Genomic DNA, 1,365 nt, shown 5'->3' with positions numbered 1-1,365 from the left:
GTGCTCACGCCATCACGAACGGCCGAATCGTCACACCGGTCACGGCTGACCAGAGGACTTCAACAAGATCCTGTTACAAGCTCTGAGCACCCTCAACCACCTCGCCTGGCAGGTCTGCCCCACCCCCGGACGGTCCGCCTCCGCCTTCTGACGGCCCGCCCCGTGCCCCTGACGCCGTGCGGCCTGTACCCGGCCAAAGCGCCGAGTGCAGCGCACCCCCGCGGCCGATCGCGATCTGGTGGATAGCCGACCGCGCCACTACGCTGACGGTAGGTCACGGGGGTGGGGCATGCCGACGCGTGCCCGGAAGCCAGGTCGGGGGGATCAGGGTTTGATGGTGCTTTCGTCGGCGGCCGACACATGGCCCCTGTGGGGGAAGGTCATTGCAGGATTCCTTCTGCTCGCCGTCATCGGCCGGGTGACCCAGTACTTCTTCAGGACGGATGTGTCCCGCCCGACGTACGTCCAGCGCGGCAACGCCTACGTGCCGGTGCGCACGAGAGGGGGCTGCGCGATGCGACTGGTCGCGCTGGGGCTCTTCTTCGCGGCCCTCGTCGCGCTGGGAATCTGGCGTCCCTGAACCGGCCTCTCACGTGAGGGGGCGCAGTCGGGACCGTGTGCGGGGGGTGTTGCCGGGAGGGCGGCGGCGGGGACGGGGGTGGAGGTGAGGGCGCTGCCCGCCTGCCAGACCCGCCAGTTCAGGTTCCAGTCGCCGAAGCCCTTGTCGAACGGCGCCATCGGCTGGCCACCGCTGTTCACCACCTCCACGATGTCCCCCTCCCGTACCGTCTGGAAGAACCAGGCGGCGTCCGCCGTGCTCTTGCCCGTGCAGCCGTGGCTCACGTTCTCCTCGCACTGCGCCTCGACCGACCAGGGCGCGGCGTGCACGTACTCACCGCTCCACGTCACCCGCGGCACGTAACGTACCGGCAGGTCGTAGAACTCGCTCGTGCCGCGCTTGATGCCGACGGTGTCCCCGCGCATCCGGACCTGGTACTCCTTGACGACCTTGATGCCGCTGCGGGTCCGGAACCCCGCCTTGCCCGTGGTGACCGGGATCGTGCGGATGGTCCGGCCGTTGCGGCGTACGGTCATCTCGTGGGCGGCGGAGTCGGTGACCGCCTCGATCCGGTCCCCGATGGTGAACTCAGTGGAATCCGAAGGGCCGCCGTAGCATGGTCGCCGACTCGACCCCGTCGAGACCGCTGCGTGCAGCCGACCACATCGCCACTGGTAGCGCGAAGGCGAGTGCGCCTGGGCTTTGTCCCTCTGTGGTGTCGGGAGGGCGGGGGGTGTCGCTACCTTTGGGGCATGACTTCCAACTCGGCGCCTCGTTCTGGTGGGAGGACTGAGGTGCAGTGGACC

At 68.9% G+C, this 1,365-nt stretch carries 1 pseudogene; it reads right to left on the bottom strand.

Annotation, left to right across the window (positions count from 1 at the left end):
• Positions 1-666: 666 nt before the first annotated feature.
• Positions 667-1,173 (bottom strand): annotated as a pseudogene (locus AB8A24_RS43290) (L,D-transpeptidase); the annotation flags it as partial.
• Positions 1,174-1,365 lie beyond the last annotated feature (192 nt).

The organism is Streptomyces sp. BF23-19 (assembly GCF_041106355.1).
In the GTDB taxonomy this organism is placed as follows: Bacteria; Actinomycetota; Actinomycetes; order Streptomycetales; family Streptomycetaceae; genus Streptomyces; species Streptomyces virginiae_A.
This window is presented reverse-complemented; position numbering and strand designations above follow the sequence as displayed.